The organism is Nitrosospira sp. CT, assembly GCF_059489795.1.
The window spans coordinates 1-1,339 of the sequence record NZ_JCAHZJ010000068.1 but is presented as its reverse complement, the minus strand read 5'-3'; the positions used below and the strand labels follow the sequence as shown (position 1 = coordinate 1,339).

The window sequence follows — 1,339 nt, the reverse complement described above, 5'->3', positions numbered from 1 at the left end:
CATGATCCACTCGTGGGCGACCAACGTGGACGATGCCACCGTGGATCCGCGCTGGGGCAAGGTCGGTAAGCAGAGGATCGAGGACGCCGGAACACTCTATCCGAAGCGGATGGAAACCGTGGACGATGAAATCCGCGACTTCGCGCTCAATTTCATCGACAGGGCCAAGGCCGACAACAAGCCATTCTTCCTGTGGCTCAATCCGACCCGCATGCACATCGTTACGCACCTCTCGCCGAAGTACGAGGCGATGCGCAACTCCAAGAACGGTTGGTCCATCCATGAAGCCGGCATGGCGCAGCTCGACGACGACGTTGGCATCGTAATGCAGAAGCTCAAGGATATGGGCGTCGATGACAACACCATCGTGGTCTTTACGACCGACAACGGCACCGAGGTCTTCACCTGGCCCGATGGCGGACAGACGCCATTCGCGCAGAGCAAAGGCACGATCATGGAGGGCGGCTTCCGCGCGCCGGCGATGATCCGCTGGCCGGGCAAGGTGCCGGCCGGCAAGGTCGAGAACGGCATCATGTCCGGACTGGACTGGTTCCCGACCTTCCTGGCCGCTGCCGGTAACCCCAACATTGTTGACGAGTTCAAACAAGGTAAGCGCATCGGTGACCGCACCTACAAGTGCCATCTGGACGGCTACAACCAGATGGACATGATCACTGGCAAAGGGCCGTCAAACCGGCACGAAATCTTTTATTTCGGCGAAAGCGAGCTGGGGGCCGTGCGCATCGACGACTACAAGTATCGTTTCATCGACCAGCCTGCGGGCTGGCTGGGTGAAAAAAGCAAGGTTGACGTGCCCTTTTTGACCAACCTTCGCCTCGATCCTTTCGAGCGCACGGGCTGGCCCGATAGCGGGACCAAATACGGAGCGCAACAATACTTTGACTGGTTCAAATACGAATTCTGGCGCTTCGTGTTTGTTCAGCAGCAGGTGGAAAAGTTGGCGATGACCGCGGTCGAATTTCCGCCGATGCAAAAGGGCGCGAGTTTCAATCTCGATGCCGTTAAAGCGAAAATCGAGGCAGCCCGGGCGGCAATCGCCAAGTAGACACGCCAGGACTTTGACTGCCAGGACTTTGACTGCCAGGACTTTGACTGCTCGTCACGGCGGGCGCCCTGCGACTTGGGTGCCCGTCTGACAAGCCTCGTATCCAGCTCGGGCGACTAAACCCCACTACTCGGGCGGGAGCCATCGAGATGCTGGCATCAGCTCATGGCCCTTTCGAACCTGAGGTGATGTTCGGTTGGAGTGCTATTCGCCGAATAGCGGACAATGGGTCGAAGCCGCTCACGAGCCTCGATTTATGAGTACACGCCCTAG

General features: G+C 58.5%; 1 protein-coding gene. It reads left to right on the top strand.

What is annotated here, in order from left to right; genetic code table 11:
• The coding region (locus AC52W5_RS13215) for a sulfatase-like hydrolase/transferase (RefSeq protein ID WP_495671331.1) at positions 1-1,066 on the top strand (1,066 nt) is incomplete at its 5' end.
• Positions 1,067-1,339: the final 273 nt, after the last annotated feature.